A 3,337-nucleotide genomic window follows, 5' to 3' on the forward strand; every position below is an offset into this window, starting at 1 on the left:
GTGCCGGCCGCTGGTCGGCAATCGTGTGGTCCCGAGGGAGCCGGCCAGCGGCCGGCACGACCTATTCGGCAGTGGCCGTATCGTCCTGCAGGCGCAGGGTTGCCAACACGCCCAGGCGCAGTCCGGGCAGGTCGCCGTCGGCGGGCAGCAGGATCGGCTGCTGGCGGATGCCGCCGAAGTGCTTGACCTGGAACAGCACGTCCAAGCCGTGGCCACTGGCGCCGCCACCACTGGCTGCAGGCGGCTCGGCGCGGCCGCCGGGATTGCGCCGTGCCGGCTGGAAGCCGGGCGTGCTACGCACCAGCTCAACCGTGCTGGCCGAAAAGTCGCCCGCGATCAGGCTGGGCATGCCTTCGGCGGTGGCGCCGATCCAGGTCATCAGGTCGCTGGTCTGGTGTTGGCGGGCGGTGGCCTCGTCCGGGTCCGGGCGCAGCCGCGCCACGTAGATGTTGACCAGCGCCTCGCCCAGCTTCAGCCGCATCATGCCGGCCGCACTGAAGGTGCCGGGAGGATGCAGCAGGGTCACGCCGTCCTCGCTCACCGGCAGCCGGGTCAGCATGGCGTTGCCATGCCGCAGTGGCTGGCTGGGTGGGTCGGCGGTGACGAAGTCGCAACTGTAGCGCAGCCGGCTGGCCAGCCAGCAGGCCGGGTTGCGGCCTTGCTGCTGCAGCACCTGCTGCACCGAGATCACGTCCGGCTGCAGGTCGGTCAGCAGTTGTGCGACCTGCTCGCGGCGTTGCTTCCATTGCGCGTCATCGCGGCTGGGCAACTCCAGCGCGGCCACGGTCAGCTGCCGGGGCGCGCTCTCACTGGCGGCGGCCGGCGCCTGCGGCCGCGCCTGTACCTGCAACGCCGGCAGCAGCACGAGACAGCTGAGCAGGAGGCGGGCGGGGGCGAGGGGGCGCATAACGATAAGTTTACGCTTTTGTCGTGCAGGTGCCGTGACTTCCGGCAGGGCCTGCACTGCCTGCCATGGATTGGCACCGTTGTCATGCAGCCCTGCAGCGTGCTTCGCAAGCCCCGGTTCCGGTAACCTTGCGCCTTTCGCTTTGCAGGAATGCCTTACAGGATGAGCCACGACGCAGTCGCCCCCATCGCCGGCCAAGGAAAGATGCCGCGCCAGATTCCGTACATCATCGGCAATGAGGCCTGCGAACGGTTCAGTTTCTACGGGATGCGCAACATCCTGGTGCAGTTCCTGATCACCTCGCTGCTGCTGCAGGAAATCACTGCGGAAGGCCGTGCCGGTGAAGCCAAGGACATCATGCACAGCTTCATGATCGGCGTGTATTTCTTCCCGCTGCTCGGTGGCTGGCTGGCCGACAGGTTCTTCGGCAAGTACCACACGATCCTCTGGTTCAGCCTGGTCTACTGCGCCGGCCACCTGTGCCTGGCGCTGTTCGAGAACAGCCGCGAGGGCTTCTTCCTCGGCCTGGGCCTGATCGCGCTGGGTGCCGGTGGCATCAAGCCGCTGGTGGCCTCGTTCATGGGCGACCAGTTCGACCAGAGCAACAAGCACCTGGCCAAGATCGTCTTCGACGCCTTCTACTGGATCATCAACTTCGGCTCGCTGTTCGCCTCGCTGCTGATCCCGCTGGCACTGAAGAACTGGGGGCCGCAGTGGGCGTTCGGTATCCCGGGCATCCTGATGTTCATTGCAACCTTCGTGTTCTGGCTGGGCCGCAAGCGCTACGTGCTGGTGCCGCTGCCGCCGAAGGATCCGCATTCGTTCGCCAACGTGGTGCGTACCGCGCTGACCACGCGCGTGGCCGGCCAGGGTCGTCCGGGCCTGGTGATCGCCGTGCTCGGCCTGGCGCTGGCGGCGGCCTCGTTCGGCCTGGTCGGCTCGCTGGGCATCGTGATCTGCCTGTGCCTGGCGCTGGTGGCCATCCTTGCCGGCATCGGTGGCGGTACCTGGTTGCAGCTGGACCGCGCCCGCGGCCAGCATCCGGCCGAAGCCGTGGAAGGCGTGCGCTCGGTGCTGCGCGTGCTGGTGATCTTCGCGCTGACCACGCCGTTCTTCTCGCTGTTCGACCAGAAGGCCTCGACCTGGGTCCTGCAGGGCCAGCAGATGCAGATGCCGAGCTGGTTCACCGCCTCGCAGATGCAGGCGCTGAACCCGCTGCTGGTGATGATCCTGATTCCGTTCAACAACCTGGTGCTGTACCCGGCCCTGCGCCGCTTCGGCTTCGAGCCGACCGCGCTGCGCCGCATGACCGCCGGCATCGCCTTCAGCGGCCTGGCCTGGATCGTGGTCGGCGGCATCCAGGTGGTGATGGACGGCGGCAACGCCATGTCGATCTTCTGGCAGATGCTGCCGTATGCGCTGCTGACCTTCGGTGAGGTGCTGGTCTCGGCCACCGGCCTGGAGTTCGCCTACAGCCAGGCGCCGCAGGCGATGAAGGGCGTGGTGATGAGCTTCTGGAACCTGACCACCACCATCGGCAACCTGTGGGTGCTGCTGTCGAACGCTGCCGTGCGCAACGATGCCGTGACCCACAGGATCGCCAGTACGGGCCTGAGCGAAGCGGCGTTCCTGATGTTCTTCTTCGCCGGTTTCGCCTTCGTCGCGGCGTTGGCCTTCGGTTGGTACGCGAAACGCTATCGTATGGTCGACAACTACCGTAGCGCCTGAGCCTGACATGACCCCCGTCAATCTGCTGTTGATCGCCATCACCGCCATCCTGTCGTGGATGGCGTTCAACAACCGCAAGCTGGCCGATCGCCTGATCCTGTGGCCGCCGGCCGTCGACCGCCATCGCCAGTACGACCGGCTGGTGACCTATGGCTTCATCCACGCCGACTGGTCGCACCTGATCTTCAACATGATCACCCTGTTCTTCTTCGGGGGATTCATCGAGAGCGTGATGGTGCAGCTGACCGGCAGCTACCTGACCTACCCGGCGTTCTACATCGGCGCGCTGCTGGTCTCGATCCTGCCCAGCTACCTGAAGAACCAGAAGAATCCGAACTACCTCAGCCTCGGGGCATCCGGTGCGGTGTCGGCGGTGCTGTTCGCCTTCATCCTGATCAAGCCGTGGTCGATCATCCTGGTGTTCTTCATCCCGGCACCGGCGATCATCTATGCCGCGTTCTACGTCGGCTACAGCATCTGGATGGACAAGCGCGGCGGAGATCGCATCAACCACAGCGCGCACCTGGCAGGTGCGGCGTTCGGCGTGATCTTCATGCTGGCCATGCAGCCGAGCATCTTCAACCACTTCCTGCGCGAACTCTCCAACCCGACCTTCCGCCTGGGCGGCTGAAGCGTGCCGGGGTCGGATCCTGTGGATCCGGCCCCGGCGTATCCGGTTTCAGGCCTGGGTCGTGTGGCCGT

Annotated in this window: 3 protein-coding genes; 2 read left to right on the forward strand and 1 reads right to left on the reverse strand. The window is 66.0% G+C overall.

The annotated features are described in order from the left end of the window. Nucleotides 1-61 precede the first annotated feature (61 nt). Nucleotides 62-907: an endonuclease/exonuclease/phosphatase family protein gene (locus ABGA94_RS20540; RefSeq protein WP_032954310.1), complete on the reverse strand. Its 846-nt coding sequence runs from the start codon at nucleotides 905-907 to the stop codon at nucleotides 62-64. A gap of 162 nt (nucleotides 908-1,069) precedes the next feature. On the opposite strand from ABGA94_RS20540, the gene ABGA94_RS20545 reads away from it, so the two are divergent. Next, nucleotides 1,070-2,635, forward strand: a complete 1,566-nt coding sequence (locus ABGA94_RS20545; RefSeq protein WP_061477998.1) for an oligopeptide:H+ symporter — start codon at nucleotides 1,070-1,072, stop codon at nucleotides 2,633-2,635. A 7-nt stretch (nucleotides 2,636-2,642) separates the two neighbouring features. Further along, nucleotides 2,643-3,266 carry a rhomboid family intramembrane serine protease gene (locus ABGA94_RS20550; protein WP_005417591.1) on the forward strand — a complete coding sequence of 208 codons (624 nt, stop codon included), beginning with the start codon at nucleotides 2,643-2,645 and terminating at the stop codon, nucleotides 3,264-3,266. Nucleotides 3,267-3,337 lie beyond the last annotated feature (71 nt).

The organism is Stenotrophomonas sp. 3diitr2024, assembly GCF_042136455.1.
Classification (GTDB): Bacteria; Pseudomonadota; Gammaproteobacteria; order Xanthomonadales; family Xanthomonadaceae; genus Stenotrophomonas; species Stenotrophomonas sepilia.

What these genes read in the sequence shown, in the direction of transcription:
- ABGA94_RS20550 (WP_005417591.1), top strand. Translation starts at nt 2,643, where the DNA reads ATGACCCCCGTCAATCTGCTGTTGATCGCCATCACCGCCATCCTGTCG.
- ABGA94_RS20540 (WP_032954310.1), bottom strand. Translation starts at nt 907, where the DNA reads ATGCGCCCCCTCGCCCCCGCCCGCCTCCTGCTCAGCTGTCTCGTGCTG.
- ABGA94_RS20545 (WP_061477998.1), top strand. Translation starts at nt 1,070, where the DNA reads ATGAGCCACGACGCAGTCGCCCCCATCGCCGGCCAAGGAAAGATGCCG.